25 protein-coding genes are annotated in these 25,981 nt (G+C 72.5%); 17 read left to right on the forward strand and 8 right to left on the reverse strand.

Annotated elements, in window-relative coordinates:
* Window positions 1-329 precede the first annotated feature (329 nt).
* From CP982_RS25765 to CP982_RS25780, 4 genes are all read left to right on the forward strand, one after another.
* Complete coding sequence (locus CP982_RS25765) at window positions 330-1,319, forward strand: malate dehydrogenase (RefSeq protein ID WP_150512658.1); 990 nt, start codon at window positions 330-332, stop codon at window positions 1,317-1,319.
* A gap of 189 nt (window positions 1,320-1,508) precedes the next feature.
* Window positions 1,509-3,392, forward strand: coding sequence for a hypothetical protein (locus CP982_RS25770; RefSeq protein ID WP_150512659.1), 1,884 nt, complete (start codon window positions 1,509-1,511; stop codon window positions 3,390-3,392).
* On the forward strand, window positions 3,389-3,784 hold the full coding sequence (locus CP982_RS25775; RefSeq protein WP_150512660.1) for a hypothetical protein: 396 nt from the start codon (window positions 3,389-3,391) through the stop codon (window positions 3,782-3,784). The genes CP982_RS25770 and CP982_RS25775 overlap by 4 nt, the downstream gene beginning before the upstream one ends.
* 3 nt (window positions 3,785-3,787) lie before the next feature.
* Window positions 3,788-4,573 (forward strand): hypothetical protein, encoded by a 786-nt coding sequence (locus tag CP982_RS25780; RefSeq protein WP_150512661.1) that lies wholly within the window; start codon window positions 3,788-3,790, stop codon window positions 4,571-4,573.
* 20 nt (window positions 4,574-4,593) lie between these two features.
* Here CP982_RS25780 and CP982_RS25785 read toward each other — a convergent pair whose 3' ends face one another.
* Window positions 4,594-5,997 (reverse strand): MFS transporter, encoded by a 1,404-nt coding sequence (locus CP982_RS25785; protein ID WP_150512662.1) that lies wholly within the window; start codon window positions 5,995-5,997, stop codon window positions 4,594-4,596.
* A gap of 203 nt (window positions 5,998-6,200) precedes the next feature.
* Between CP982_RS25785 and CP982_RS25790 the strand changes: the two genes are divergently transcribed.
* Window positions 6,201-7,070 carry a LysR family transcriptional regulator gene (locus CP982_RS25790; RefSeq protein WP_229879823.1) on the forward strand — a complete coding sequence of 290 codons (870 nt, stop codon included), beginning with the start codon at window positions 6,201-6,203 and terminating at the stop codon, window positions 7,068-7,070.
* 73 nt (window positions 7,071-7,143) lie between these two features.
* Complete coding sequence (locus tag CP982_RS25795; protein WP_150512664.1) at window positions 7,144-7,515, forward strand: hypothetical protein; 372 nt, start codon at window positions 7,144-7,146, stop codon at window positions 7,513-7,515.
* Window positions 7,516-7,573: 58 nt separating this feature from the next.
* On the opposite strand, the gene CP982_RS25800 is transcribed toward CP982_RS25795, so the two are convergent.
* Window positions 7,574-8,080 (reverse strand): hypothetical protein, encoded by a 507-nt coding sequence (locus CP982_RS25800; protein ID WP_150512665.1) that lies wholly within the window; start codon window positions 8,078-8,080, stop codon window positions 7,574-7,576.
* Window positions 8,081-8,429: 349 nt separating this feature from the next.
* Here CP982_RS25800 and CP982_RS25805 point away from each other — a divergent pair, with 349 nt between their 5' ends.
* Window positions 8,430-8,675, forward strand: a complete 246-nt coding sequence (locus CP982_RS25805) for a helix-turn-helix transcriptional regulator (protein WP_030668867.1) — start codon at window positions 8,430-8,432, stop codon at window positions 8,673-8,675.
* Window positions 8,676-8,678: 3 nt separating this feature from the next.
* On the forward strand, window positions 8,679-9,218 hold the full coding sequence (locus tag CP982_RS25810; protein ID WP_150512666.1) for a hypothetical protein: 540 nt from the start codon (window positions 8,679-8,681) through the stop codon (window positions 9,216-9,218).
* A gap of 55 nt (window positions 9,219-9,273) precedes the next feature.
* Here the strand turns inward: CP982_RS25810 and CP982_RS25815 are convergent, their stop codons facing one another.
* The gene (locus CP982_RS25815) at window positions 9,274-10,056 is read right to left on the reverse strand and encodes a LolA-like protein (protein ID WP_150512667.1); all 783 of its coding nucleotides are present in this window, start codon (window positions 10,054-10,056) and stop codon (window positions 9,274-9,276) included.
* Window positions 10,057-10,259: 203 nt separating this feature from the next.
* On the opposite strand from CP982_RS25815, the gene CP982_RS25820 reads away from it, so the two are divergent.
* The 5 genes from CP982_RS25820 to CP982_RS25840 all read left to right on the forward strand — a co-directional run bounded on the left by CP982_RS25820 (window position 10,260) and on the right by CP982_RS25840 (window position 17,506).
* Window positions 10,260-11,762 (forward strand): aldehyde dehydrogenase family protein, encoded by a 1,503-nt coding sequence (locus tag CP982_RS25820; protein WP_150512668.1) that lies wholly within the window; start codon window positions 10,260-10,262, stop codon window positions 11,760-11,762.
* Between the two features lie 120 nt (window positions 11,763-11,882).
* A complete protein-coding gene (locus tag CP982_RS25825; protein ID WP_150512669.1) occupies window positions 11,883-13,439 on the forward strand; it encodes a GMC family oxidoreductase in 1,557 nt (518 codons plus the stop codon).
* A complete protein-coding gene (locus CP982_RS25830; RefSeq protein ID WP_150512670.1) occupies window positions 13,436-14,551 on the forward strand; it encodes a quaternary amine ABC transporter ATP-binding protein in 1,116 nt (371 codons plus the stop codon). The genes CP982_RS25825 and CP982_RS25830 overlap by 4 nt, the downstream gene beginning before the upstream one ends.
* Window positions 14,551-16,518, forward strand: coding sequence for an ABC transporter permease (locus tag CP982_RS25835; RefSeq protein WP_150512671.1), 1,968 nt, complete (start codon window positions 14,551-14,553; stop codon window positions 16,516-16,518). Before CP982_RS25830 ends, CP982_RS25835 begins: the two co-directional genes overlap by 1 nt.
* Window position 16,519: 1 nt before the next feature.
* Window positions 16,520-17,506, forward strand: coding sequence for an ABC transporter substrate-binding protein (locus tag CP982_RS25840; protein WP_184926477.1), 987 nt, complete (start codon window positions 16,520-16,522; stop codon window positions 17,504-17,506).
* Window positions 17,507-17,590: 84 nt separating this feature from the next.
* On the opposite strand, the gene CP982_RS25845 is transcribed toward CP982_RS25840, so the two are convergent.
* On the reverse strand, window positions 17,591-18,328 hold the full coding sequence (locus tag CP982_RS25845) for an isocitrate lyase/PEP mutase family protein (RefSeq protein ID WP_150512672.1): 738 nt from the start codon (window positions 18,326-18,328) through the stop codon (window positions 17,591-17,593).
* Between the two features lie 47 nt (window positions 18,329-18,375).
* Entirely contained in the window at window positions 18,376-18,927 is a 552-nt protein-coding gene (locus CP982_RS25850) for a carboxymuconolactone decarboxylase family protein (RefSeq protein WP_150512673.1), read from the reverse strand.
* Window positions 18,928-18,973: 46 nt separating this feature from the next.
* Between CP982_RS25850 and pdxR the strand changes: the two genes are divergently transcribed.
* Window positions 18,974-20,416 (forward strand): MocR-like pyridoxine biosynthesis transcription factor PdxR, encoded by a 1,443-nt coding sequence (pdxR, locus tag CP982_RS25855; protein WP_150512674.1) that lies wholly within the window; start codon window positions 18,974-18,976, stop codon window positions 20,414-20,416.
* A 13-nt stretch (window positions 20,417-20,429) separates the two neighbouring features.
* On the opposite strand, the gene CP982_RS25860 is transcribed toward pdxR, so the two are convergent.
* Complete coding sequence (locus CP982_RS25860; RefSeq protein WP_150512675.1) at window positions 20,430-21,173, reverse strand: SDR family oxidoreductase; 744 nt, start codon at window positions 21,171-21,173, stop codon at window positions 20,430-20,432.
* A 109-nt stretch (window positions 21,174-21,282) separates the two neighbouring features.
* Here CP982_RS25860 and CP982_RS25865 point away from each other — a divergent pair, with 109 nt between their 5' ends.
* Window positions 21,283-21,756 (forward strand): RrF2 family transcriptional regulator, encoded by a 474-nt coding sequence (locus tag CP982_RS25865; RefSeq protein WP_150512676.1) that lies wholly within the window; start codon window positions 21,283-21,285, stop codon window positions 21,754-21,756.
* A gap of 405 nt (window positions 21,757-22,161) precedes the next feature.
* Here the strand turns inward: CP982_RS25865 and CP982_RS25870 are convergent, their stop codons facing one another.
* Window positions 22,162-22,989 (reverse strand): DMT family protein, encoded by an 828-nt coding sequence (locus CP982_RS25870; protein ID WP_150515703.1) that lies wholly within the window; start codon window positions 22,987-22,989, stop codon window positions 22,162-22,164.
* A gap of 214 nt (window positions 22,990-23,203) precedes the next feature.
* Here CP982_RS25870 and CP982_RS25875 point away from each other — a divergent pair, with 214 nt between their 5' ends.
* A complete protein-coding gene (locus CP982_RS25875; protein ID WP_150512677.1) occupies window positions 23,204-23,827 on the forward strand; it encodes a hypothetical protein in 624 nt (207 codons plus the stop codon).
* Window positions 23,828-23,983: 156 nt separating this feature from the next.
* Window positions 23,984-24,271 carry a hypothetical protein gene (locus tag CP982_RS25880; RefSeq protein ID WP_150512678.1) on the forward strand — a complete coding sequence of 96 codons (288 nt, stop codon included), beginning with the start codon at window positions 23,984-23,986 and terminating at the stop codon, window positions 24,269-24,271.
* A 121-nt stretch (window positions 24,272-24,392) separates the two neighbouring features.
* On the opposite strand, the gene CP982_RS25885 is transcribed toward CP982_RS25880, so the two are convergent.
* A complete protein-coding gene (locus CP982_RS25885) occupies window positions 24,393-25,943 on the reverse strand; it encodes an alpha/beta hydrolase (protein WP_150512679.1) in 1,551 nt (516 codons plus the stop codon).
* Between the last annotated feature and the right edge of the window lie 38 nt (window positions 25,944-25,981).

A 25,981-nucleotide genomic window follows, 5' to 3' on the forward strand; every position in this document is an offset into this window, starting at 1 on the left:
GGAGGGGCCCGAAGAGGAATGCCCGCTGCCGCGCCGGGCAGACGCACCGTACCCCCACGGGAGTGGTCACACCCCCACGGCGGCCGCCACCTCCCCTCTCCCGAAGTGGCGGCCGCCCTCCCCGGGGCCGAGCGGGAGGCCCGACCCCGCCATGTGGGGTGAGCCACACCTCCCCGGCGACTTCGGCGAGAGGCGGCGCGATAGCCTGACCGCGGATCTCTCTTGATGCCAAGAGATCGATCATCGAGAGGCGATCGACGAGGGCGTCGGCAGGGGATCCAGCACATGGGGCAGGGACCCCCACCGCCAGCTGTCTTACGGAGATCGCCATGACCCGCACTCCCGTGAATGTCACCGTCACCGGCGCGGCCGGCCAGATCGGCTACGCGCTGCTGTTCCGCATCGCGTCCGGCCACCTGCTCGGCGCGGACGTGCCGGTCAACCTGCGCCTGCTGGAGATCACTCCGGCGCTGAAGGCCGCCGAGGGCACCGCGATGGAGCTCGACGACTGCGCCTTCCCGCTGCTGAACTCGATCGAGATCAGCGACGACCCGAACGTGGCCTTCGACGGTGCCAACGTCGCGCTGCTCGTCGGCGCCCGCCCCCGCACCAAGGGCATGGAGCGCGGTGACCTCCTGGAGGCCAACGGCGGCATCTTCAAGCCGCAGGGCAAGGCCATCAACGACCACGCCGCGGACGACATCAAGGTCCTCGTCGTGGGCAACCCGGCCAACACCAACGCGCTCATCGCGCAGGCCGCCGCCCCGGACGTACCGGCGGAGCGCTTCACCGCGATGACCCGTCTGGACCACAACCGCGCCATCTCGCAGCTCGCGAAGAAGACCGGTGCGGCCGTCTCCGACATCAAGCGCCTCACCATCTGGGGCAACCACTCGGCGACCCAGTACCCGGACATCTTCCACGCGGAGATCGCGGGCAAGAACGCCGCGGAGGTCGTCAACGACCAGGCGTGGCTGGGCGACACCTTCATCCCGACCGTCGCCAAGCGCGGCGCCGCGATCATCGAGGCCCGCGGCGCGTCCTCGGCCGCCTCGGCCGCGAACGCCGCCATCGACCACGTCCACACCTGGGTGAACGGCACCGCCGCCGGCGACTGGACCTCCATGGGCATTCCGTCCGACGGCTCGTACGGCGTTCCGGAGGGGATCATCTCCTCCTTCCCCGTCACCACCAAGGACGGCAAGTACGAGATCGTCCAGGGCCTGGAGATCAACGAGTTCTCCCGCGCCCGCATCGACGCCTCCGTCAAGGAGCTGTCGGAGGAGCGCGAGGCGGTCCGCGCCCTCGGCCTCATCTGAGCCGACACAGTCGACACGGTCGGCACAGCCGACACACCGCGCCTCCGGCGGCCGTTCACCACGGCCTCCGGGGGCGTTCGTCGTTCCTCAAGGACCTCAGGGAACAGCCGCCCCTCCGGTCACTGTTTCGAGGGGCAGTGGGACGATTCCCCGGACAGCCCCGCCGCCCGGCCACTACGGTTTCGCGCCATGCGAGGCGACCCACCACGCGAGTACCAACACACCGAATCGACCCGTCTGCTGAGCGTCGGAGCCCGGCAGAACGCGGACTTCCGGCGCCGTGTCATCGGCGAACTCGTCGGCCACGCCGAGCGCCCGGTCGCGCCGCCGCTCGGCGCCGACGTCCTGCCGGTGCTCGCGCACGCGCTGCGCGCCCGGCGCGAGGAGATCGTCAGCGCCCTGCTGCTGTTCGCCGTCTGGGCGGGGTTCGTCGCCGCCGATACGGTCATGGCCTGGGACGCGGCGAACGACCGTGCGGGCGGCGACGCGGGACTCTCCCTCGGCGACACCCTGCTGCTCGCCTTCGACGGCGACGCGGCGGAAGGACCCGGCGACGCGTCCGGTGCCCTGCTGCCCGGCGGCTGGGCCCTGTGGTTCGCGGCGGTCGTGTTCCTGCTGTGGTGCGGGCGGATCGTCTCCGGCCGGGACACCGGTGCCGGGCAGCCGCTGCGACCGCTGCGCCTGCCCGCGGTGCTCGTCTGGCTGCGGCGCAGGTTCGGGTGGCTGGTGACCGTGCTGGCCTGGGTGTTCGGCAGCACGTACTGGTTCGCGGCGCTCACCGGGATCGCCGAGACGCCGTACCCGGTGATCTTCCCGCTGCTCGTCACGGTCGTGGTGTGGCGCCACCAGTTCCGCGCCAAGCGCGTGCTGCGCACCCAGCTCGCCCGGCAGGTCTTCGCCGAGACCGACCAGCCGGAGCTGCCCGCGCGCTACGCCGGGATCGCCGAGTGCGTCCGCAGGGAGCAGCGGGCCCCGCTCACCCTGTACGACGTCAACCGCCCCTTCGTCGGCGCGGGCAAGCCCCGCAAGCCGTGGTCGGTCGTCCTGGAGCTGAAGCGCGACGACCGCCCGGACGCGAAGGGCGTGCCGCCGCAGGGGCCTCGCGGGCCGCTGACCGCGCGTGACGTCATCGACATGATCGACCCCCGGCTCAAGGGGCTGCGCAGGTCCGCGGGCGACACCAGCAAGGACCGGCTGCGGCATCTGGAGATCGACGAGTTCGTGTACCTGCCGTCGGGGGCGGGCCGCGACGAGAAGCTGTACACCGGCCGCGGCCACGAGACCGCGCGGGTGTACGACGCGAGCGCGGCGGAGCGGCACCTCGTCGACGCGGTGGGCGAGGGCGGCGAGGCCCGGCGGCACTTCCTGCGGCTGCGCGTCGGCTCCTGGAACGAGCAGGTCGTCGTCTCGCTCCTGGTCCGGGTGCACACGCAGGGCGGCATGCTGGTGCTCGAAGTGGTGCCGCACGTGCTCGGTCCGGTCCTGCCGGAGTTCCGCAGGGCCGACGCGGTCGCGGTGGGCGAGCCGGAGGGGCCGGTGCGGGACGCCCTGCGGGCGTGCGTGGACGGGCCCGCGTTCGGCGTGGCGATCGGCATCGGCGCGCTGCGCGCGCTGCCGTCGCTCGGGGCCGCGGTACGCCGCTGGTGCGCGGCCGGAGCGGACGAGCAGGACGGGCAAGGCCCGCAGGGCCCGGCGGGGAACGGCGCGCGGCACGCCGGGGCGCGCCCGCTGCCGCGCGCCGTGCGGGCGCTGCGCGCCCTCGGCGCCCGGCTGCTGCCGGTGCGCACCGCGCCCCCGGACGCCCCGCTGGTCTCCCTGCGCGAACTCGCCGCCACCGACGAGCTGTCCCTGTTCCAGGAGATGGACGTCGCCCGCTACACGAAGACCCTCCAGGACCGCATCGGCGAAGGCGTGCGCGAGGCGTTGCAGGACAGCGGCTACCGCACGGACCGCCTGGAGCAGAACATCACGCAGATCAACAACAGCGGCGTCTACATCAACGAGATGTCCGGCGGCGCCCTCGCCACCGGCGCCCAAGGCCAGGCCACCCACATGGAGAAGAGCACGGTATGAGCGACCAGGGGAACGGCGTCAGCACAGACGGCGGTTCGCACGTCAGCATCAACACGATCAGCGGAGGCTCGCAGGCCTTCGGCAAGGACGGCATCGCCGTGTCGGGCAGCTCCACGACCGTCGTGGCGAGTCCGGCCCACGCCGACCTCCTCGCGTCCGTACGACGCCTGCGCCGCGATCTGGAGCAGGGCGAGCGGGCCGCGGAGGACGAGGCCCTGGACGCCGAACTGGCCGACGTGGAGGGCGAGATCGCCCGCACGGGCCGCAGCCGCGCCGAGCGGCTCGCGCGGGTGCGCGACCGCCTCGCCCAGTACGCGCCCGCGTCCGCGACGGCCGCGTCCGTGACGGCCGTGCTCCAGGCCCTCGCCCAGCTGCCGCAGCTCCCGGGCTGAGACGTGCGCGTCTTCGACGACGACCGCCAGGAATGGGTGGGGCACGAGCAGGAGCGGCAGGCCGTGGCGCTCCACGACCGGGACGCGGCGCGCCAGCGGGCCGCCTGGCGCGGGGCCGTCACGGTGCTCGCCGTGTGCGGGCTCGCCTTCGGCACCTGGGCCCTCGGCTGGAAGGACGAGCCGGAGCCGACGGCGTACCTGCTGGCGCCGCAGTCCTCGGCGAACAGCCAGGAGAGCCAGAACAGCCAGGGGGCGGGCGGCGATTCCGCGGAGCGCTCGCCGACGGACGGCCCGTCCCCGGTGGCCGACGGGCTGCCGCCCGGCTACGAGACCCTGACCGACGCCCGGGGCTTCCGGGTGGCCCTGCCGATCGGCTGGAGCCGCACCTCGACGGCCGGGCAGGGCGGCATAGGAGTCGTCAACTACCGCAACTACGGGGCGTCGCAACGGCTTCAGGTGTACGAGGTCAGCGAGCCGACCCCGGAAGCGTCGTTCCGGGACTTCCTGGACGACACCAAGGTGCCGAAGTCACCCTCGTTCCAGAAGCTCTCCCTGGAGACCATCGACGAGGGCCAGCGGCTCACGTACGTCACGGGCCGGATCGAGGACGAGCCCGACGTCGGCCCGTGGTACGTGGTGGACGACCGGTTCACGGCGGCCGACGGCAAGCTGTACGCGGTGGTGGGGTACGGGTCCACCTCGACGGACCGGGCGCTGGTGCGCCAGCTCGCCAGCAACGCGCGGGCCTGGTTCTGCCCGCCCGGCTCGGTCTGCCAGGACCCCGGCTGACGGACCGCGCCCGCGCGGGGTCAGCCGCGCGGGCGGCCGAGGCACAGGGTGACCACGGCCGCGACGGCGACCACGGCCAGGCCCACCACCCGCAGCGCGGACTCCATGCCGCCGGCGAAGTCGCCCCCGTGGTGGGCCAGGACCGTGCCCGTGACGGCCACGCCGAGCGCCGCGCCGATCTCCCGCGACGACGTGCTGAGGCCGGAGCCGAGGCCCGCCTGGTGCGGGGGCAGCGAGGTGACGACGCCCAGGGTCAGGGCGGGCATGCTCAGGCCGGTGCCCGCCGAGATGACGAGGAGCCAGCAGGCGTACAGGGCGTAGGGCGTCGAGGCGTCGACCGTCGACGTGGCGAGCAGGCCTGTGCCGATGAGGAGCAGGCCCCCGCCGACGACCGGGCGCGGCCTGCCGGACCAGCGTGCCGCGAGCCGGGGGATGAGCACCATGCCGACGGTCAGCGGCACGATGGCGAAGCCCGCCTGCGCGGCCCCGTACCCCTTCACGTACTGCAGGTACTGCGAGTTGACGAAGAAGAGCGAGAAGAGGCCGAAGAAGCTGGCGGCCGTGCCGAGGGCCGCCGCGCTGAGCCGCCGGGAGCGGAAGACGCGCGGGTCGAACAGCGGCGCCTTCGACCGCAGCGCGTGCAGGACGAACGCGGCGATCAGGGCCGCGCCCACCGCGAACGCGGACAGGATGCGGGCCGACGTCCAGCCGTACAGCGGGCTCTCGATGATGCCGAAGAGGACCGCGACGAGACCGGTGATGAGCAGCAGCGTGCCGAACGGGTCGAGGGCGGGGGCCTCCTGGGACACCGGCGTGCGCGGCGTCGTGCGGGCCACCGCGAGGGCGAGCAGCGCGCCGAGCGGGAGCATGATCCAGAAGAGGGCGCGCCACGGCAGGTACGCGCCGATGAGGCCGCCGCCGACGTTGCCCGCGAGGCCGCCGAGGCCCGCCGAGAGCGCCCAGTAGGCGAGGACGCGGGGCTTCTCCGCCGGCGCCGCGACGCGCATCAGGATGGACAGGGTCGCGGGCATGACGAGGGCGGCACCTGCGCCCGAGACGCCGCGCCCGGCGATGAGCAGGGCGGGCGTGGTGGCGAGCGCGCTCACCGTGGCGCCCGCGGCGAACAGGCCGAGCCCGGTGAGCAGCGCGCCCTTGCGGCCGTAGCGGTCGCCGAGCGCGCCCGCCGGGATCAGCAGGCCCGCGAACACGATCACGTACGCGTCGACGGTCCAGAGCAGTTCGCTCGCGTCGGGGCGCAGTGACGACGAAGTGAGCTGGGGGAGCAGCAGGTTGATGGCCGCGACCATGCTCTGGGCGACCAGGACGCAGGCGCACAGGACGATGAGCGTGATGCCCTTGAGGGGTGTCGGCTGCGGCGGCGACGCGGCCTTGACCGGCGCGTCACTGAGGGCAGGGGAAGACAAGGCTCCTCCTCGGAGCGGGTGTGGTGGGGGATGCACGGCCACCGTAGGCTCGCCCCGTACCTGCTTTCCAGTGCAATCTCTGCAAGGAGTGATTGCGTGTGACGCAATCCAGCGATCCCGAGTCGCCGCACCCGCCGAGCCCGGACACCCCGCACTCCCCGGGCCCGGACGCCGCGCGCCGCCCCGACGTCGACCTCAATCTCCTGATCGCCCTCGACGCGCTGCTCGACGAGGGCAGTGTGCGCGGCGCCGCCCGGCGCCTCCATCTGTCCGAGCCCGCGATGAGCCGCACGCTCGGGCGCGTCCGCAAGGCGCTCGGCGACCCGGTCCTGGTGCGGGCGGGACGGCACATGGTGCCCACGCCGTACGCGCTCGCGGTGCGGGCGGAGGTCGGCGCGGTCCTCGACCGGGCCCGCGCGGTGTTCGCCGGGCCCGGCGCCCAGGACCTGCGCACCGTCGAGCGGACGCTCACGATCGTGGGGCAGGACTCGCTGGCCGCCACCTACGCCCCGGACCTGTTCGCCCGCGCGGCGGCGGAGGCGCCGGGGGTGCGGCTCCGCTTCCTGTCGGAGAGCCATCTGGACGCGCCGGTGCTGCGCGAGGGCGTCGCCGACCTGGAGGTCGGCGTGATCGACACGACCGCGCCCGAGGTGCGGGTCGAGCACTTCCTGGAGGACACGATGATGGGCCTCGTCAGGCCCGGACATCCGCTCCTCGAAGGGGAGTTGACCCCCCGCAGGTTCGCCGCGGCGGACCATCTGACGGTGTCCCGCAAGGGCCGCCTCGCGGGCCCGCTGGACGTGGCGCTCGCCGAGCGGGGCCTCGAGCGCCGGGTGGTCGGCAACGTGGGCACGTACCCCGCGTCGCTGTTCATCCTGCTGCGCACGGACCTGGTGGGGCTCGCCACCGGCTGGATGCGGCCGCTGACCGACGAGCTGGGCCTCGTCGGCTTCCCGATCCCCCTTCCGCTGCCGCCGCTGCGCCTGGCCATGGCCTGGCACCCGCGCCACGACGCCGACCCGGCCCACGCGTGGCTGCGCGGGTGCGTCCGTGACCTGGTGCGACGCGACTGAGTACGGGTGCGCGCACCGGATCTGAGTACGCGCGCCCTGTCCCGGGCGCCGCGCGTGCGGTGGACTCGGAGGCATGCGACAGACCCAGGACACGCGGTGGTACGCCGTCCGGGCCCCCGAGCGGCCGTGGTACGCCGTGCGGGCCCCGGAGCGGGACGAGTGGTGGTGGCTGGCCCCCGCCGTCGGCACGGCCGCCGCGCTGCTCGGCGCGTGTCTGCGGGTGGGCGACGGCGAACTGCCTTTCTTCTGGATCGCGTTGACCTGTGTGCCGGGCTTCCTGCTGGTCGCCGGGAGCTGGTTCGCGCCGCGGACGCGGGAGCGGCGCGGGGTGCGCGTGAGCCTGGCGGCGGCGGGCTGCGTGCTGACGTATCTGACCGTGAAGGTCTTCATGGCCGCGCTGTACGTCCTGGCGATCCTGATGTGGCTGCGGCAGGGCGACGGGTGAGACCCGGGCCGCTGGGGGGCGGCCCGGGTCGGATGTCCACGCGGAGGGATGGGGGCTGTCAGAACTGCGATTGCTGCGACTGCTGGGGCTGCTGGGATTGCTGCGACTGCTGCATCTGCTGCGCGTGCTGCTGGATGACGCCTCGCGGCACCTCGATCTCCACGCCGCGCACCAGCATCCGGTCGTCGTAGGCGACGCGGACGGCCTGGCCGGTCTGGATCGCGAACACGATGGACTGGATGGCGAACTCGCTCGGGTCGAGCAGCTGCACGGGGCGGCCGTCGACCAGCAGGATCATGGCGCGCTCGTAGCCGGGGAACGGGACGATGGGGGCGCGGACGGCCTGGGCGTAGCCGACCTGGAACTGCGTCTGCGGCTGCGTGCCGGGCTGCTGGCCCATCTGCTGGAGCAGGCCCTGGAAGGGCTGCTGCTGACCGAACTGCTGGAGCTGCTGCTGGAGTTGCGGCGGCAGCTGGGACTGGCCCTGCTGCTGGAACGGGGACTGCCCGTGCTGCTGCTGCGGCGAGGTGCCGACGCCGCTGAAGCCGGGTGCGAACGATGTCATGCCTGTTTCACCCTTTCTCTCGGGCTCTGGGCCTTCTCGGGCTTGCCGTAGTGGCTGGTGCCTGGTCGACACCCTTGTACCGCCCCGTCGTTCTGGGTACCCGCACAACAGGACAAACCGGAGAGACGGGGTGAGGGAACCTATACAAGACATGGTTCGCTTTTCATGAGCTTCGGGCCCGCGTGCGTACGAGGTAGAGGGCGGGCCCCGGCGTGCGCCAGGGTGCGTCAACCCGGCTTCCGGACGATTCGCGCCGGGGTGGCCGCGCCGGGGGTGACCTTCGAGGATCCGTCCGGAAAGGGGCCGTCGACTGTTGCCCCCCTGCTCGCGAATGTAGTACTTCTTATACATGAGCGAGCAAGTCCACAACAGGTTGGCCGTGGTGCGCGCCGAGCGGAAGGTGTCGCGCCAGAGCCTGGCCGAGGCCGTGGGCGTCCACTACCAGACCATCGGCTACATCGAGCGCGGGCAGTACAACCCGAGCCTCGACCTCGCCCTGAAGATCGCGAAGTACTTCGGGCTGCCGGTCGAGGCGCTGTTCTCCCTGGAGCCCTTTCGCCCGCTCACGGACCAGCTGTACGGGAGGGATCAGTAAGTCATGGCACAGCAGGAGCAGTTGACCCCGCACGACCGGCGCATGCACGCCCTGATGAACCGCACCGAGGGGGAGCCGCTGTACCGCACGGCCGGGCGGCGCCGCGCCGTGGTCGTCGCGCACATCGCGCTGACCGTCGCCGCCGTCGCCGCCTGGCTCGGCACGGTCGTCGGCGAGTCGTCCTGGGCGATGTGGGCGATGCTCGGCCTGCTGCTGCCCTGGTGCGTGGCCACCGGCGTCATCAACGGCGCCACGCGCGGCCTGCTCGAGCTGCGGCCGCGCGCCCTCGACGAGCGCCAGCGCGGCGAGCGCGAGCGGGTGCGGGCCCGCGCCCACCAGGCCATGACCTGGCTGCTGCTCGCCGCCGTGGTCGGCACGGGCCTCGCCGGGTTCTCGGGCGTGGACTTCAAGGCGCTGGTGTTCCAGGTGACGTTCTGCGTCTTCATCGCCCAGTGGCTGATGCCCCTGTGGATAGCGGGCCTGACGGCCCGCGACGAGCCCCTCGACGAGGCCGACGACGTCGCGGCGGGGGCCGCGGGCTGAGCGCGCCCCGGAGGGGTGCGGGGAACTGCGCGCTCAGCCACGACGAACCCGCAGGTCAGGTCTTCTGCAGCTGCTCCTGGAGCTTCCCGATGTCCACGGATTCGCCGGCCGAAGGCGTCTTCGTCGGCACGGGGTCGCCGTAGTCACTCAGCGTGGTTGTCTTGTCCTCGCCGTCGCCCTTCTCCGTGGCGCGGATCAGATAGGGCTTCCCCTCGGACGCCACGTACAGCGTCTTCTCCTTGCCGTCCTCGGTGGACGTGAGCGGGATGACCTTGGTGCCGTCGACCGTGGTGACCTCGCCCTTCTTCAGCTTGTCCGTGTCGTCGTCGGAGTCCTCGTCGACCGACTTCTGCAGCTTCTTGAGGTCGCAGACCTCGGAGAGGCCCTTGAGCAGCGGGTCGCTCGTGCTGCCGTGGACGTAGCGGCTCTTGAACAGCTCGGCGGCGGCCGCGCCGTCGCCGCCCGGCACCTGGTTCTTCCAGAAGGCGCTGTCGGGCTTCATCCACACCTTGTCGCCCCGCTTGACCAGGTCGGCGGAGCCGCCGCCCGCGGCGAACGTGAGCTTGCCGGTGCAGTTGCCGTCCCGGTCGAGCGTCAGGTCCATCGACGCCGGATCGTCCTTCTCGGCGTCGGTGCCCTTCTCCTCCAGCTTGATGTGCACCGACGTGGCGTCGAGCAGCTCCTGCTTCGCCTTGTCCGAGATCTCCTGGGCGCTGAGGTCCGAGGTCTTGTCCTTCTTGTCGCCGTCGTCGTCGTCCGACGAGCATGCGGGAACGAGCAGCGCCAGGGCCGCCGCCGCGCAGACCCCGGTAGCGGCCCGCCCCGACTTAAGAGACATTCGCCTCATAACGTTACCTCCGGTGACAGAACGTGCTTCGAGCGTACGTTTCCCCTCGCGTACCCGCATACGCAGTGACACAGCGCACTTTCGGCCATCGAATGCGCATGCTTTGCCAGGGCCAGGGCAGGTGCACCCGGCTACCCCGAGTGATCAGGGGGGCGCAAGGCAGCAGAGTGCCAGGAACGGAAGGCAACAGGGACGTGTCCGCACAACAGACCATCCACGTCGGCGGCGAATGGCGCGCGGCCGCGAACGGCGCAACGCGCGAGATCCTCGACCCGGCGGACGCCAAGCCCTTCGCCCTCATCGCCGAGGGCGGTGCCGAGGACGCGGACGCCGCGATCGCCGCGGCCCGCAGGGCCTTCGACCAGGGCCCCTGGCCGGGCACGCCCGTCGCCGAGCGCGCCGCGCTCCTGCGTCGCGTCGCCGACCTGCTGGTCCGCGACCGCGAGGAGATCGGGCTCCTGGAGAGCCGGGACGCGGGCAAGACCCTGGAGGAGGGCCGCGTCGACGTCGACTGCGTGGCCGACGCCTTCCGGTACTTCGCCGACCTCGTGATCGGCGAGGGCGCGGGCCGCGTCGTCGACGCCGGGTCCGACGACATCCACAGCGTCGTCGTGCACGAGCCCATCGGCGTCTGCTCGATGATCACGCCCTGGAACTATCCGCTGCTCCAGGCCAGCTGGAAGATCGCGCCCGCCCTCGCGGCCGGGAACACCTTCGTCATCAAGCCCAGCGAGATCACGCCCCTCACCACGGTCGCGCTCATCGAGCTGCTCGTCGAGGCCGGTCTCCCCGAGGGCGTCGCCAACATCGTCACCGGGCCCGGCCACACCGTCGGCGCCCGGCTCGCCGACCACCCCGACGTGGACCTGGTGTCCTTCACCGGCGGGCTCGCCTCCGGCACCAAGGTCGCCCAGGCCGCGGCCCTCGGCGTGAAGAAGGTCGCCCTCGAACTCGGCGGCAAGAACCCGAACGTCGTCTTCGCCGACGCCTGTGCCACCGACGAGGGCTTCGACACGGCCGTCGACCAGGCACTGAACGCCGCGTTCATCCACAGCGGCCAGGTCTGCTCGGCGGGCGGCCGCCTCATCGTCGAGGAGTCCGTGCGCGACCGCTTCGTGGCCGAACTCGCCCGCCGCGCCGAGAAGATCAAGCTCGGCCGCGGCACCGAGGACGGCGTCGAGGTCGGCCCGCTCGTCTCCAAGGAGCAGCGCGAGAAGACCGAGGCGTACGTGGCCTCCGCCCTGGCCGAGGGCGCCGCGCTGCGCTGCGGCGGCAAGCGCCCCGAGCCGAGCGACGCGCGGCCCGCCGAGGGCTACTTCTACGAGCCGACCGTGCTCGACCAGTGCCACCGCGAGATGAAGGTCGTGCGCGAGGAGGTCTTCGGCCCGGTCCTGACCGTGGAGACCTTCCGCACCGAGGACGAGGCCCTGGCCCTCGCCAACGACACCGAGTACGGTCTCGCGGGCGCCGTGTGGACCACCGACTCGGGCCGCGCCCGGCGCATGGCGCGCCGGATGCGCCACGGCACCATCTGGATCAACGACTTCCACCCCTACCTGCCGCAGGCGGAGTGGGGCGGCTTCGGCAAGAGCGGCGTCGGCCGCGAACTGGGCCCCGCCGGGCTCGCCGAGTACCGCGAGGCCAAGCACGTCTACGAGAACCTGGCGCCCGCCCCGGTCCGCTGGTTCAAGGGCTGAGGCCCAGGGCCCCGGCCGGGACCCAGGAGGTCCCGGCCGCGGGCCCCACCCCCGATTCCGTACGACCGCAATCCCCCCTTACGCGCAAGCACCTTGGCAGCGACGAGGAGCAGTACCCCCATGACTGGAACGTCTGACAACCCCCAGGCCCCCGCCGAGTTCGACTACGTGATCGTCGGCGGCGGCACCGCAGGATCGGTGATCGCGTCCCGGCTCACCGAGAACCCCGACGTCACCGTCGCGGTGATCGAGGGCGGCCCGAGCGACATCGACCGCGAGGACGTCCTGACGCTGCGCAAGTGGCTCGGCCTGCTCGGCGGCGAGCTCGACTACGAGTACACGACCACCGAGCAGCCGCGCGGCAACTCGCACATCCTGCACAGCCGCGCCAAGGTCCTCGGCGGCTGCTCCTCGCACAACACGCTGATCTCCTTCAAGCCGCTGCCGTCCGACTGGGACGAGTGGGAGGCCGCGGGCGCCACCGGCTGGAACGCCGAGGCGATGGACCCCTACTACGGCAAGCTGCGCAACAACGTGGTGCGCGTCGCGAAGAAGGACCAGAACCAGATCGCGAGCGACTGGATCGAGGCCGTCAAGGAAGCCCTCGACGTCCCCGAGGTCATCGGCTTCAACGACCAGCCCTTCGACGAGGGCGTCGGCTTCTTCGACCTGGCGTACCACCCGGAGAACAACAAGCGCTCCTCGGCGTCCGTCGCCTACCTCCACCCGCACATGGAGGCCGGGGACCGCCCGAACCTCCACCTGTTCCTGGAGACGTGGGCGTACAAGCTGGAGCTCGACGGCAAGACCGCGCGCGGCGTCCACGTGCGCACCAAGGACGGCGCGGAGCGGCTGCTCACCGCCCGCCGCGAGGTGCTCGTCTGCGCGGGCGCCGTGGACACGCCCCGGCTGCTCATGCACTCGGGCATCGGCCCGAAGGCGGACCTGGAGGCCCTCGGCATCCCGGTCGCGCACGATCTGCCGGGCGTCGGCGAGAACCTCATCGACCACCCCGAGTCGGTCATCGTCTGGGAGACCGACGGGCCGATCCCGGGCAACTCCGCGATGGACTCCGACGCGGGCCTGTTCGTGAAGCGGGACCCGGAGCACAAGGGCCCCGACCTGATGTTCCACTTCTACCAGATCCCCTTCACCGACAACCCGGAGCGCCTCGGTTACGAACGCCCCGAGCACGGCGTGTCGATGACCCCGAACATCCCCAAGTCCCGCGCGCGCGGCCGCCTCTACCTCACGTCCGCGGACCCCGAGGTCAAGCCCGCCCTGGACTTCAAGTACTTCGAGGACGAGGGCGACTACGACGGGCAGACCCTCGTCGACGGCATCAAGCTGGCCCGCAGGGTCGCCGAGGCCGAGCCGTTCAAGAAGTGGCTCAAGCGGGAGGTCTTCCCCGGCCCGCACATCACCGACGACGCCGAGATCAGCGAGCTCGTCCGCAAGGCCGCGCACACCGTCTACCACCCGGCGGGCACCTGCCGAATGGGTGCTTCCGGTGATGAACTCGCGGTGGTGGACCCGGAGTTGAAGATCCGGGGCCTCAACGGAATCCGTATCGCGGACGCATCCGTCTTCCCGACGATGCCGGCCGTGAACCCGATGATCGGAGTGCTCATGGTCGGGGAGAAATGTGCCGAGATCCTTGGGGGTGACGGCCGATGAGCGAAGCCGCCACGACCCCCCGGACCGGATCCGTGCCAGAGCCCGCCACGTCAGCGGCCCCCGTCTTCAGTGTCCAGAACCTGTGGAAGGTCTTCGGGCCGAAGTGCGAGCAGGTACCGGGCGACCCGGAGCTGACCGCCCTCGACCCCGCCGAGCTGCGCGAGCGCACCGGCTGCACCGCCGCCGTGCGGGACGTGTCCTTCGAGGTCAACAAGGGCGAGGTCTTCGTCGTCATGGGCCTGTCGGGCTCCGGCAAGTCCACGCTCGTGCGCTGTCTGACCCGCCTCATCGAGCCCACCTCCGGCTCCGTCGCCATCGACGGCGAGGACGTCCTCGCCATGGACAAGGCGCGCCTGCGCGAACTGCGCCGCCACCGCGCGTCCATGGTCTTCCAGCACTTCGGTCTGCTTCCGCACCGCACGGTCCTCGACAACGTCGCCTACGGCCTGGAGATCCAGGGCGTCGGCAAGGCCGAGCGGCGCGAGCGGGCCGCCGAGGTCGTCGCCAAGGTGGGCCTCGAGGGCCTGGAGGCGCGCAAGCCCGGCCAGCTCTCCGGCGGCCAGCAGCAGCGCGTCGGCCTGGCCCGCGCGCTCGCCGCCGACCCCGAAGTCCTGCTCTTCGACGAGCCGTTCAGCGCCCTGGACCCGCTGATCCGCCGTGACATGCAGGAGGAGGTCGTCCGCCTGCACCGGGAGGAGGGCCGCACGATGGTCTTCATCACCCACGACCTCAGCGAGGCCCTCAAGCTCGGCGACCGCATCGCCCTGATGCGCGACGGCCGCGTCGTCCAGCTCGGCACGCCCGAGGAGATCGTCGGCTCCCCGGCCGACGACTACGTACGCGACTTCGTCCGGGACGTGCCGCGCGAGCAGGTCATCACGGTCCGCAGCGCCATGCGCCCGGTCGACCCCGCCTCCAGCGACGACGAGCGGGGCCCCGCGGTCGCACCCGACGCCACCGTGTCCGAGGCCATCGAGGCCGTGGCCCGCACCGGCTTCCCGGCGCGCGTGATGGACGACGGGCGGTGCCTCGGCGTCGTCGACCAGGAGCACCTGCTCGGCGTGGTCGCGGGCGTACCGGCCCGGGGCGCCACCGGCGAGGTGGTCAAGTAATGGCCACCGCCACCGCGTCGACTCCCGTACGAGATACCGGCATCGGGGCCCTGCTGCGCCACCGCGCGGTCACCAAGCTCCTGTTGCTCGCCGTCGTCGCGGCGGTCGCCGTGCCGATCGTCAACGCCAAGTGGGCCTCCGGGGCCTGGCCGGACGCGCTCACCGTCGACCTGTCCGAGCCGCTCGGCAAGGCCAGCGACTGGATCATCGACAACCGCGACAGCCACCCGCTGTTCGTCTACTTCCTCGGCCACGTCTCCAACGCCGTCGTGCTGTCCGTGCGCGGCGTCTACCTGGTGCTGCTCGCCGCGGGCTGGGCGGGCGTCACCGCCGCCGCGGCCGTGGTCGCGTGGCGCGTGGCGGGCGTGAAGCTCGCCGCGACGGCGGCCGCCGCCTTCGGGATCTGCGGTCTGCTCGGCATGTGGGTGCCGACGATGCAGACGCTCGCCCTGATGACCGTCGCGGTCCTCGCGTCCGTGGTCCTCGGCATGCTGCTCGGCCTCGCCGCCGGTCTGAACGACCGGGTCTTCCGCATGATGCGTCCGGTCCTCGACACCATGCAGGTGCTCCCGGCCTTCGCCTACCTCCTGCCGGTCGTCCTGGTCTTCGGCATCGGCGTGCCCGCCGCCGTCTTCGCGACGGTCGTGTACGCGGCCCCGCCGATGGCCCGCCTCACGGCGCTCGGCCTGCGCGGCGCCGACGGCGGCGTGATGGAGGCCGTGGCCTCGCTCGGCGCGACCGGCCGCCAGCGGCTGCTCTCCGCGCGCCTTCCGCTGGCCCGCAAGGAACTCCTCCTCGGCCTCAACCAGACGATCATGATGGCGCTCTCCATGGCCGTCATCGCCTCCGTGATCGGCGCGGGCGGCCTCGGTGACCGCGTCTACCAGGCGCTCGCCTCCGTCGACGTCGGCCAGGCCCTCGCCGCGGGCATCCCGATCGTGCTGCTCGCCGTCGTCCTGGACCGCGTCACGGGCGCGGCGGGCGAACGCCTCGGCGCGCAGACGGAAGACACCTCCGTGTTCCGCGGCTGGCGCGGCTGGTCCCTGGCCGCCGCCGTGACCCTCGCCGCCGCGCTCGCCTCCCGGTTCGCCGACCGTCTGGAGTGGCCGACGAGCTGGGTCGTGCAGATCGCCGAGCCGGTCAACACCGCCAAGGACTGGATGGTCGACCACCTCTACACGGGCGTGCCCGTGGTGGGCGGCACCGCCGACTGGGCCGCGCACTTCACGACGTACGTGCTCGACCCCGTGCGCGACGGCCTCCAGGGCCTGCCGTGGTGGTCGCTGCTCCTGATCGTCGCGGCCCTCGCCTGGGTGATCGGCACCTGGCAGACCGCGCTCACGGCCGTCCTCGCGATGGCGGCGATCGGCGTGCTCGACGTCTGGAACGCCTCCCTCGACACGCTCTCGCAGGTCCTCGCGGGCGTCGCGGTGACGCTGGTCCTCGGCTTCGCGATCGGCGTCGCGGCCTCCCGCAGCCGACGCCTGGAACGTCTGCTCCGCCCCGTCCTCGACGTCTTCCAGACGATGCCGCAGTTCGTGTACCTGATCCCGGTCGTCGCGCTCTTCGGCGTCGGCCGCGCCCCGGCGGTCTTCGCCGCCGTCGTGTACGCGCTGCCCGCCGTCGTCCGCATCACCACGCAGGGCCTGAGGCAGGTCAGCCCCGCCGCGATGGAGTCCGCGAAGTCCCTCGGCGCCACCAACTGGCAGGTCCTGCGCCAGGTCCAGCTGCCGCTCGCCCGCCCGGCGCTGCTTCTCGCCCTCAACCAGGGCGTCGTGCTCGTCCTCGCCGTCGTCGTCATCGGCGGCCTGGTCGGCGGTGGCGCGCTCGGCTACGACGTCCTCGCCGGTCTCGCCCGCGGCGACCTGGCGACCGGTCTGGTCGGCGGCATCGCGATCGTCTGCCTCGGCCTGATGCTCGACCGGGTGACGCAGCCGACGGAACGCCGCGCGAAGAAGGGAGCCTGACATGGGTACGCGTACGACACGTACGACGTGTACGCGCGTCATCGCCTCGGTCGGCGCGGGCGCGGCCCTGCTCGCCCTCTCCGGCTGCGGCAAGGCCGACATGAGCAAGCAGGCGTCCCCGTACGCCAACGCGGCGGGCGCCAAGACCGTGACGCTGTCCGTGCAGTCCTGGGTGGGCGCGCAGGCCGACGTCGCGGTGGCCGAGTACATCCTCAAGGAGAAGCTGGGCTACCGCGTCGACAAGGTCCAGATCGACGAGATCCCGGCCTGGGACGCGCTCAGCCAGGGCCGCGTCGACGCGATCATGGAGGACTGGGGCCACCCGGACCAGGAACAGCGCTACATCAAGGACAAGAAGACCATCGTCCCCGGCGGCGACGTCGGCGTCACCGGCCACATCGGCTGGTACGTCCCCACGTACTTCGCGAAGAAGCACCCCGACGTCACCGACTGGAAGAACCTCAACAAGTACGCGAAGGACTTCCGCACCCCGGAGTCCGGCGGCAAGGGCCAGCTGATGGACGGCTCCCCGTCCTACGTCACCAACGACAAGGCCCTGGTCGAGAACCTCGACCTGGACTACAAGGTCGTCTTCGCGGGCTCCGAGGCGGCCCAGATCACCCAGATCGAACAGTTCGCCAAGCAGCAGAAGCCCTTCCTCACCTACTGGTACAAGCCCCAGTGGCTGTTCAAGAAGGTGCCGATGACCGAGGTCAAGCTGCCCGCCTACAAGGAGGGCTGCGACGCCGACCCCGAGAAGATCAAGTGCGCCTACCCGCACACGCCGCTCCAGAAGTACTTCAACGCGGACTTCGCGAAGAACGGCGGCGACGCGGCGGCCTTCCTGAAGCGCTTCAAGTGGTCGGAGGCCGACCAGAACGAGGTCTCCCTGATGATCGCGGACAAGAAGATGTCGCCCGAGGACGCGGCGAAGCGCTGGCTCGCGGATAACGAGGCCAAGTGGAAGGCGTGGCTGCCCCGCGGGTAACGACCTGGGGCTCCGCCCCAGACCCCGCTCCTCAAACGCCGGAGGGGCTGAATCCTTCAGCCCCTCCGGGGCGCACCGCGAGGGCTAGGCCAGCTCCTTCGCGATGTCGCTCAAGGCTTCCATCGCCCGGTGGTGCAGCCCCGGCCCGAAGGTGACACGGGTGGCGCCCAGCCGCCCCAGCTCCTGGGGAGAGGGCCCGCCGGGAGGGCAGAGCACGTTCAGCGGGGCCCCGATCGCGGCGCGCAGCGCGGGCAGTACCTCCACCGGGGCCTTGATGACGTAGACGCAGTCCGCCCCGGCCTCGACGTAGAGCCGCGCCCGCGCCACGGTCTCGTCGAAGTCCGCGGCCCCCCGCAGATACGTGTCGACGCGCGCGTTGACGAACAGCTCGCGCCCGGCCACCTCCCGCACCGCCGCGAGGTAGTCCGCCTGTTCCCGGGGGTCCTTCAGCGTGCCCGCCGGCGCGTCCTTGCGGCCCCAGGAGTCCTCCAGGTTGCAGCCGACGACCCCGGCGTCGAGCAGCCGCCCCACCAGCTTGCGCGCGGGCAGCCCGTACCCGTCCTCGACGTCCGCGCTGACCGGCACGGACACGGCCCGCGCGACGCGCCCGATCGCGTCGAACATCTCGCGGGGCGGCACCGATCCGTCGGCGTGGCCGAGGGCGGCGGCGACGCCCGCGCTGGGCGTGGCGAGTGCGGGGAACCCGGCCTCCTCGAAGACGCGGGCGCTGGCCGCGTCCCAGGGGCCGGGCAGGACGAGCGGGTCGCCCGGCGCCCGCCCGTGGTGGAGGGCGCCGAAGGCCTCGGCGGTGCACGTGCTCATGGGTGGTGCTCTTCCTCTCGGGGCTACGGGAACGCGAGGCGTCGGTGCTACTCGGCGGGTCGGTGCGCCGTGGACCCGGGCGTGTAGTGCCCGGGCACCATGCGCGTGGTCACGGCGAACCGGTTCCAGCCGTTGATCAGGGTGATCGTGGCGATGAGGTGGGCCAGCTCCTTGTCGTCGAAGTGGAGCGCGGCGCGCTCGTACACCTCGTCGGGGACGAAGCCGTCGGTGAGGACGGTCACGGCCTCCGTCAGCTCGATGGCGGCGATCTCCCGGGCCGTGTAGAAGTGCTTGGACTCCTCCCAGGTGGACAGCTGCACGATCCGCTCGACGCTCTCACCCGCGGCGAGCGCGTCCTTGGTGTGCATGTCGAGGCAGAACGCGCAGTGGTTGATCTGCGAGGCCCGGATCTGGACGAGCTCGAATATGACCGGGTCGACACCGCGCTTGGCCGCCGCGGCGAACCGGATCATGGCCTTGTACGCCTCCGGGGCCAGCTCGGCCATGTTGAGGCGGGGGGTGTGCTCGGGCAGCCGCTCGTCGTGGGCGTGCGCGGGGGAGGGCGCGTGCGGGGCGGTGGCCTGCGTCGTGTGCGTCATGGCTTGAACCTACGAGGCGATTTGCCCGCCGGTATGGTCCATTCCCATGGAGAAATCTTGGGCCACTTCGGGCGAAGGCGAAGGAGGCGGCGCCGGTCGCAGCGGGGCCTGGAGCGTGGACCTCCACCTCGATGCGCCCGGCAAGGGCTCCCGTTCCGGCGTGCGCCGCAGCCTCACGGACGCGCTGCGCGACGCGGTCCGCGGCGGCCGCCTCGCGCCGGGCACGCGCCTGCCGTCGTCCCGTACGCTCGCCGTCGATCTGGGCATCGCGCGCAACACGGTCGCCGACGCGTACGCGGACCTCGTCGCGGAGGGCTGGCTGACAGCCCGGCAGGGCTCGGGCACCCGGGTCGCCGCCCGTGACGTGCCGCGCCCGGTGGCGCCCGCGCGCCCGCCGCGCACCGGCGGCGCCCCCGTCTACGACCTGACGCCGGGCACGCCGGACGTCGCGTCCTTCCCGCGCGGGGAGTGGCTGAAGGCGGCGCGGCGCGCGCTTGCCGCCGCTCCGAACGACGCGCTCGGCTACGGAGATCCGCGCGGCAGGATCGAGCTGCGCGCCGCCCTCGCCGCGTACCTCGCACGGGCCCGGGGCGTGCACGCCGAACCGGACCGGATCGTCGTCGTACCGGGCTTCGTGCACGGCCTGACACTGCTGGGCGAGCTGCTCGGCGCGCGCGGCCTGCGCCGGATCGCCGTAGAGTCGTACGGCTTGGACCTGCACTGGGAACGGCTCGCACGGGTGGGCCTGAGGACCTGCCCGCTAGGGCTCGACGAACTCGGCACGCGCACCGACGGGTTGGCCGCGCACCGGGCGGTCCTGATGACGCCCGCCCACCAGTTCCCCGTGGGCGTACCGCTGCATCCCGACCGGCGGGCGCAGGCCGTCGAGTGGGCGCGGCGGGCGGACGGGCTGATCCTGGAGGACGACTACGACGGCGAGTTCCGCTACGACCGGCAGGCGGTCGGCGCGCTCCAGGGCCTGGACCCGGACCGGGTGGTCTATCTGGGCACGGCCAGCAAGTCCCTCGCGCCGGGCCTGCGGATCGCGTGGATGGTGCTCCCGGCCGCGCTCGCGTCGGAGGTGGCCGAGCTGAAGGACCGGGCAGGGGCGTCGGGCGGCGCCCTCGACCAGTTGACGCTCGCGGAGTTCCTGACGTCCGGGGCGTACGACCGCCATGTGCGCTCGGTGCGGCTTCGCTACCGACGCCGCCGTGACCAGCTGGTCGCCGCCCTGGCCGAGCGCGCGCCCGACGTCCGTGTCACCGGCATCGCGGCGGGCCTGCACGCGGTGCTCGAACTGCCGCCCGGCACCGAGCAGGTGGTGGTGCAGTCCGCGAGCTGGCAGCGGCTCGCGGTCCAGGGCCTGTCCCGCTTCCGCCACCCCGAGGCGGCAGCGGCAGGCCAGGACGCGCTGGTGGTCGGCTACGGCACGCCGACCGACCACACCTGGGCCCCGGCCCTGGACGCGCTCTGCCGCTCCCTGCCCTGAGCGGCGCCCCGGCCTAGCCCTGCGAGGCCAGCCACTCCTCGAAGGTGGTGGGCATGATGCGGGCGTCCTTGCCGGGCAGCAGCGCGTCGCCCGCCATGTCCGGGCCGAAGAGGCCCGACCAGGTCGGGACGAGCTTCACCGCCCGGCCCTGGGCCTGGAGGGTGCGCCGGGCCATGTCGACCATGTCCTGCGGGTCGGGCCCGGCCACGTCCTGGTGGCGGCCCAGGGGCGCGCCCGCCGCGACCTCGGCGAGGACGCCCGCCACGTCGTCGGGCGCGACGGGCTGGAGGAGCAGCGGCGCGACGGTGGCGACGCCGTCCTGCTCGGTCCAGCCCGCGACCATGGCGGCGAAGTCGTGGAACTGGGTGGCCGGGACGATGGTCCACGGCACCGGGCCCGCGGCGACCAGGCGCTCCTGCTCGCGCTTGCCCACGTAGTGCGCGTTGCCCTCGACGCGGTCCATGCCCGCGATGGAGAGCAGGACGTGGTGCTTGACCCCGGCCTTCTCCTCGGCGGCGAGCAGGTTCCGTGTGGTGGTGCCGAAGTACGCGACGGTCTCGGCGGGGTCGCTCGCGGTGCAGTTGGTGGTGTCCACGACCGCGTCCACGCCGACGAGGGCGGCGTCGAGCCCTTCGCCGGTGGTCAGGTCCACGCCCAGCGAGCGGCTGACGCGCACGACGTCGTGACCGGCCTTCTCCAGTACGGCGACGGTGCGGGCCCCGATGCTCCCGGTGGCTCCGGCGACGGCGATGCGCATGACGATCTCCCTGATGTCTCTCACGGTCCGTCCGACACCGGAACCATATCTCGGACTAAAACTATCCGCAATATCCCGGATCTCGGATGTCCGGGATAGACTCGACGCCATGAAGCTGCCTGTGAGTACGGAGTGGGTGTTGCACTGCGCCACGTCGCTGGCGCAGCTGGAGCCGGGGGCGACGGCGTCGGCCGGACAGCTCGCGGGCTACTTCGACGTGCCCCAGGCCTATCTGGCCAAGCAGCTCCAGCCGCTGGTGAAGGCGGGCGTCCTCGCCGCCACGACGGGCCCGAGGGGCGGCTTCCGGCTGGCCCGCCCGGCGGCGGACATCACGTTCCTGGACATCGTCGAGGCGGTCGACGGCACGGCACCGCCCTACGAGTGCCGGGAGATCCGCCAGCAGGGCCGGGGCGCGCTGCCCGCCGAGGACTGCCGCGCGGCCTGCCCGATCGCGGCGAAGATGGCCGCAGCCCACGCGTCCTGGCGCACGAGCCTCGCCGCGGTGACCCTGGCCGACCTCCTCTCCGAAATCCCGGAATGGGCCCCGGAACGCACCCGCCGCCTCCTGACGGGCACGGGCTGATCCCACTGGGACCGGCCCTCGCGGGGCGCCCCAGGCCCACCCCTTCCCGCTCCGGGGGCTCCGCCCCCGCACCCCCGCTCCTCAAACGCCGGAGGGGCTGGTTGTGCAGGGGGGCGTGAATAGTGGGGGCGCACCACCTCCGCGCGCCACGCACAACTTCTTCGAAGAAGGAAAGGGGAAGGGGGGCGGCCGGTCCGCACCCGGCGACGAAGCGGAAGGGAGCAGGGCGGCCCCCCGCCGCCCCGGCCCCGGGCCGCCCGGACAACTGCACCTAGCGCTGGAGGGGTGGCAGTCAAGGGTGGAGCGCAGCGGAATCGGCGGAGCCGACGCCCGGAGGGCGCCCTTGACTTCCGCCCCGGAGGCGCCATTCTGTGGGCTTCCGGGCGGCCCTGTTCACGATGGGGCTCAGGGGGAGGCCTCCGGGGCTTCGCCGAAGCGGGCCAGGGCCAGGGCGCCGGTCACCGCCACCGCGAAGCCGAGGAGGGCCAGCCAGCCGAGGCCCTCGCGGGTGCGGTCGCCGAGCCAGACCACGCCCACCAGGGCGGGACCGATGGTCTCGCCGATGACCATGCCCGCCGTGGCGGCGGTGACCGACCCGCGCTGGAGCGCGGAGGTGAGGAGCAGAAAGGCGGCGCCCCCGCCGAGCAGGAGCGCGTACACGGCGGGGTTGGCGACGAGCGCCCCCGGCGAGACGTCGTCGATGAGGCGGACGGCCACCTCGACCACGCCGAAGCCACAGCCCGCGCCGAGCCCGAGGACCACCGCCCGCGCCCGGTCCGGCAGGCGACCGGCCACGGCGCCGAGCAGCAGGATGGCCAGCGCGATCCCGAGCATCGCGAACCGCAGCCCCGTGGACCCGCCCTTGTCGCCCTCGCCGCCGGACGCGAGACCGAGCATGGCGAGCCCGGCGCAGACGACGCCGACGGCACCCCACTCCGCCCCGCTCAGCCGCACCCGCAGCAGCCGCGCCGCGACCACGGCCGTCACGGCGAGCGAGGCGGCGAGCGCGGCGCCGACGGTGTAGATGGGGAGCGACCGCAGGGCCACGATCTGGAGCAGGAACCCGACGCCGTCCAGGGCGAGTCCGGCGACGTACCGCCACTGCCGCACGGCGCGCAGGAGCAGCGCGGGATCGACGCCGGACCCGGTGCCGGGCGCCGTGGAGCGCGCCGCGACCGCCTGCAACACGGAGGCCGTACCGAAGCAGACCGCCGAACCAAGCGCGCAAATCATCCCAAGGGTCACGAAGTGACTGTAGAGGGGGGACCGGTTGGCGCCCCGGATCAGCGGCTCTCTAGGCTGACCGCCGTTTCACACAACGACACGTACAACGACACGCACAACGACACGGGGGAGTGTCCGTCATGCAGCACCGCCGCGCCCGGCTCCCTGCGCTGCCCGTCCACCAGGACAGCCCCCACCCGGCACAGATCAGGAAGCACAGCGCATGAGCACTCAGCGAGCACCCCAGTACCGCCGACGCCTCGGCCTCGTGGCCGTCGCGGCCGCCACCGCCGTCACCATGACCGCCTGCGGCGGCTCCGACGACTCCGGCAAGGGCAAGGACGGGAAGTCCGGGGCCGAGGCGAGCGAGGCGCCGAAGAACCTCAAGGTCGGCCAGCCGGGCCCGGCGCAGGAGATCACCAAGTACAACAAGACCGGCAAGTTCTCGATCACGCCGACGAAGGTCACGCTCGGCAAGCCCGGGGACCTCAAGGAGCTGGACGACGAGAAGAAGTACGGCGGCAAGAAGGTCGCCTGGATCTACGTCAAGGCCAAGCACGTCGGCGGCGAGGCGGTGAAGCAGCCGATCGTGATGACCAACGTCAACGCCGAGACCAGCGACGGCAACCCGGCGACGAAGTTCATCCTCATCGGCACCCTCTCCAGCCAGCCCAAGGACTGCGTGGGCAACGACGGCAAGAGGACGCTCGGCGGCGAGGACATCTGGAAGAAGGGCGAGGAGCGCACCGTGTGCGAGCCCTACCTGATCCCCGCCGACGCCACGGTCAAGGCCGTCACCTACTCCCAGGGCTTCTACAACGAGCCCATCAAGTGGGCCCTGAAGTAACCGCGTCCGGAGAAGGTGGGGAAACGTCCCTCTGAGGAGCCGTAACCGAAAGTCGCATGAGCGGGTTACAGGACCGGTCGGGCAGACCGGAAGAAGATATTCCGAATTCTCGCCCGGCTCTCCGGCTCTTTCGATCCCTCTACGGTGAGGAACTCTGTGAACCGCAATCTCCGGGCCCGTCTCGCTGCCTCCGCTGGCGTCGTGGCCCTCCTGGCGGGCGGCATGCTGGTCGCCGCTCCGGCGGCCCAGGCCACCGGCCCCGAATGCGCCACCTTCCTGTCCGACCCGCTCGGGCGGAGCACCACCGACGGCAACGTGTTCTGCGGCGTGGGCGCTGCCAAGATCCCGGTGCTGTCGGAGGTCGTGTGCCCCGTCGGCCTGCGCTACGTCTCGCAGGTGTCGGCCGGCAGCTCCACCATGGCCTGCGAGCGCGCCGCCAAGTAAGGCCTTCGCGGGCTCCCCTGGTTGGCACCGGGCGCTGTGACGGCGGCCGTCAGCCGCGGCAGGCGGGCCCCCACCCCTTCGCGGGGTGGGGGCCCGCTCCCGTGTCGGCGTCGTGCGGCGGTCACCGCGCGCAGGTCTCGTCCTTCGCGGGCAGCCGCCCCGTGGCCAGATAGGCGTTGACCTTGGAGTCCACGCAGGTGTTGCCGTACTCCCCGTAAATCCCGTGGCGGTTGGCGCCCTTGAGGGTGAGCAGCTTCGAGCCCGGCAGCCGGTGCCGGAGCGCGACGCTTCCCTCGTACGGGGCGCGCGGGTCGCCGGTGGCGGCCACGATCAGCGCGCGGGCGTCGTGCCGCACCCGCGTGGGCCGCTCGCGCGGGCGGTCCCAGAAGGCGCACGGAGTGACGTTGTTGGTCAGCGGGCCGAACAGCGGATGCCGGGTCCGGCTGCGCTGGATGTCGCGCCAGTAGCGCTCCGGGTCGCGCGGGGCGGCGACATCCCCGCACAGGATGGCGGTCTGCGCGCTGCCGGAGGCGGAGTCCACGCCGGTGGTCGCGTACCGCAGCAGTTCGGCGAGGTGCTTCGACGGCCGGGCCGGCTTCCCGGCGGCGTCGGCGAGCACGGACACGGTCTCGCCGAGCGCGGCGCGGGCCGCGTCCGTGTCGTCCGCGATGCCTTCCACGAGCAGGAACGGCACGTGGGAGTCGTCGACGCGGAAGACGTCGGACCCGCTGCGGAGCGTAAGGCCGCGCGCGGACTTCGCGACGATCCGGTCGACGGTGGCGAGCACCTGGTCGCGGCTGCGGCCGAGCCCGTACGTCGCGTGCCGCCGCGCGGCCCAGGCGGCCCAGTCCGCGAGGGCCCGCTGGTTCTCGGGCTCGGCGCCGCGCAGGAGGCGGGGCTGGTAGCGCGGAGTGTCGAGGGCGCCGTCGAGGACCACGCGGTCGTAGCGGCCGGGGAACATCTGCGTGTAGACGGTGCCCAGATACGTGCCGTACGAGTATCCGAGGTACGACAGCTTGCGCTCGCCGAGGGCGCCCCTGATGACGTCCATGTCGCGGGCGGTGTTGCGCGTGCTGACGTGCGGCAGCACGTCGGAGTGCGTGGCCCGGCACTTGTCGGCGAGCCGCTTCTGGAGCGCGACTTGGCGCTCGAAGCCCGCGCGGCCGGCTCCGGCGGAGAGGACGGCGGTGCTGACGGGCCAGCCGCAGTCCAGCGGCGTGCTGCGGCCGACGAAGCGGGGGTCCATGCCGATGAGGTCGTACCGCGCTCCGGTCTCCTTCATCGCCTCGCGGATGTCGGGCGGCATGTCGAGGGCGGTGCCGCCGGGGCCGCCGGGGTTGATGAGCAGCGCGCCTACGCGATGCCGCCGGTCGGTGGCCTTCAGGCGCGAGATCGCGACGGTGAGGGTCCGTCCCTCGGGCGCGGCGTAGTCGAGCGGCACGGTGACGTCGGCGCAGCGCACCCCGGCCTTGTCGAGGTCGCGCCCCGTCGAGTCGTCGGGCCCTGAGGCGCAGCTGCCCCAGTCGAGCCGCTGCTGGTGGTAGCGGTCGAGGCCGCCGCTCGTCGTGGTGCCCGCGTGGGCCGTCGGGGCGGCGAGGGCGAGGGCGGCCACCACCGCGCCGAACGCCGCGGTACGTCGTGTGTGCGGCCGTCGCCGCGCGGAGTCGTCCATGCGTCCGACGCTAGAAGCGCAGCCGCCCGAACTCACTC

The organism is Streptomyces spectabilis (assembly GCF_008704795.1).
Lineage (GTDB): Bacteria > Actinomycetota > Actinomycetes > Streptomycetales > Streptomycetaceae > Streptomyces > Streptomyces spectabilis.

Excerpts from the sequence above, each read along its gene's own strand:
- CP982_RS25765 (WP_150512658.1), top strand. The coding sequence starts at position 330 with ATGACCCGCACTCCCGTGAATGTCACCGTCACCGGCGCGGCCGGCCAG.
- CP982_RS25770 (WP_150512659.1), top strand. The coding sequence starts at position 1,509 with ATGCGAGGCGACCCACCACGCGAGTACCAACACACCGAATCGACCCGT.
- CP982_RS25775 (WP_150512660.1), top strand. The coding sequence starts at position 3,389 with ATGAGCGACCAGGGGAACGGCGTCAGCACAGACGGCGGTTCGCACGTC.
- CP982_RS25795 (WP_150512664.1), top strand. The coding sequence starts at position 7,144 with ATGCGACAGACCCAGGACACGCGGTGGTACGCCGTCCGGGCCCCCGAG.
- CP982_RS25800 (WP_150512665.1), bottom strand. The coding sequence starts at position 8,080 with ATGACATCGTTCGCACCCGGCTTCAGCGGCGTCGGCACCTCGCCGCAG.
- CP982_RS25805 (WP_030668867.1), top strand. The coding sequence starts at position 8,430 with ATGAGCGAGCAAGTCCACAACAGGTTGGCCGTGGTGCGCGCCGAGCGG.
- CP982_RS25810 (WP_150512666.1), top strand. The coding sequence starts at position 8,679 with ATGGCACAGCAGGAGCAGTTGACCCCGCACGACCGGCGCATGCACGCC.
- CP982_RS25815 (WP_150512667.1), bottom strand. The coding sequence starts at position 10,056 with ATGTCTCTTAAGTCGGGGCGGGCCGCTACCGGGGTCTGCGCGGCGGCG.
- CP982_RS25825 (WP_150512669.1), top strand. The coding sequence starts at position 11,883 with ATGACTGGAACGTCTGACAACCCCCAGGCCCCCGCCGAGTTCGACTAC.
- CP982_RS25830 (WP_150512670.1), top strand. The coding sequence starts at position 13,436 with ATGAGCGAAGCCGCCACGACCCCCCGGACCGGATCCGTGCCAGAGCCC.
- CP982_RS25835 (WP_150512671.1), top strand. The coding sequence starts at position 14,551 with ATGGCCACCGCCACCGCGTCGACTCCCGTACGAGATACCGGCATCGGG.
- CP982_RS25840 (WP_184926477.1), top strand. The coding sequence starts at position 16,520 with ATGGGTACGCGTACGACACGTACGACGTGTACGCGCGTCATCGCCTCG.
- CP982_RS25845 (WP_150512672.1), bottom strand. The coding sequence starts at position 18,328 with ATGAGCACGTGCACCGCCGAGGCCTTCGGCGCCCTCCACCACGGGCGG.
- CP982_RS25850 (WP_150512673.1), bottom strand. The coding sequence starts at position 18,927 with ATGACGCACACGACGCAGGCCACCGCCCCGCACGCGCCCTCCCCCGCG.
- pdxR (WP_150512674.1), top strand. The coding sequence starts at position 18,974 with ATGGAGAAATCTTGGGCCACTTCGGGCGAAGGCGAAGGAGGCGGCGCC.
- CP982_RS25860 (WP_150512675.1), bottom strand. The coding sequence starts at position 21,173 with ATGCGCATCGCCGTCGCCGGAGCCACCGGGAGCATCGGGGCCCGCACC.
- CP982_RS25865 (WP_150512676.1), top strand. The coding sequence starts at position 21,283 with ATGAAGCTGCCTGTGAGTACGGAGTGGGTGTTGCACTGCGCCACGTCG.
- CP982_RS25870 (WP_150515703.1), bottom strand. The coding sequence starts at position 22,989 with ATGATTTGCGCGCTTGGTTCGGCGGTCTGCTTCGGTACGGCCTCCGTG.
- CP982_RS25875 (WP_150512677.1), top strand. The coding sequence starts at position 23,204 with ATGAGCACTCAGCGAGCACCCCAGTACCGCCGACGCCTCGGCCTCGTG.
- CP982_RS25885 (WP_150512679.1), bottom strand. The coding sequence starts at position 25,943 with ATGGACGACTCCGCGCGGCGACGGCCGCACACACGACGTACCGCGGCG.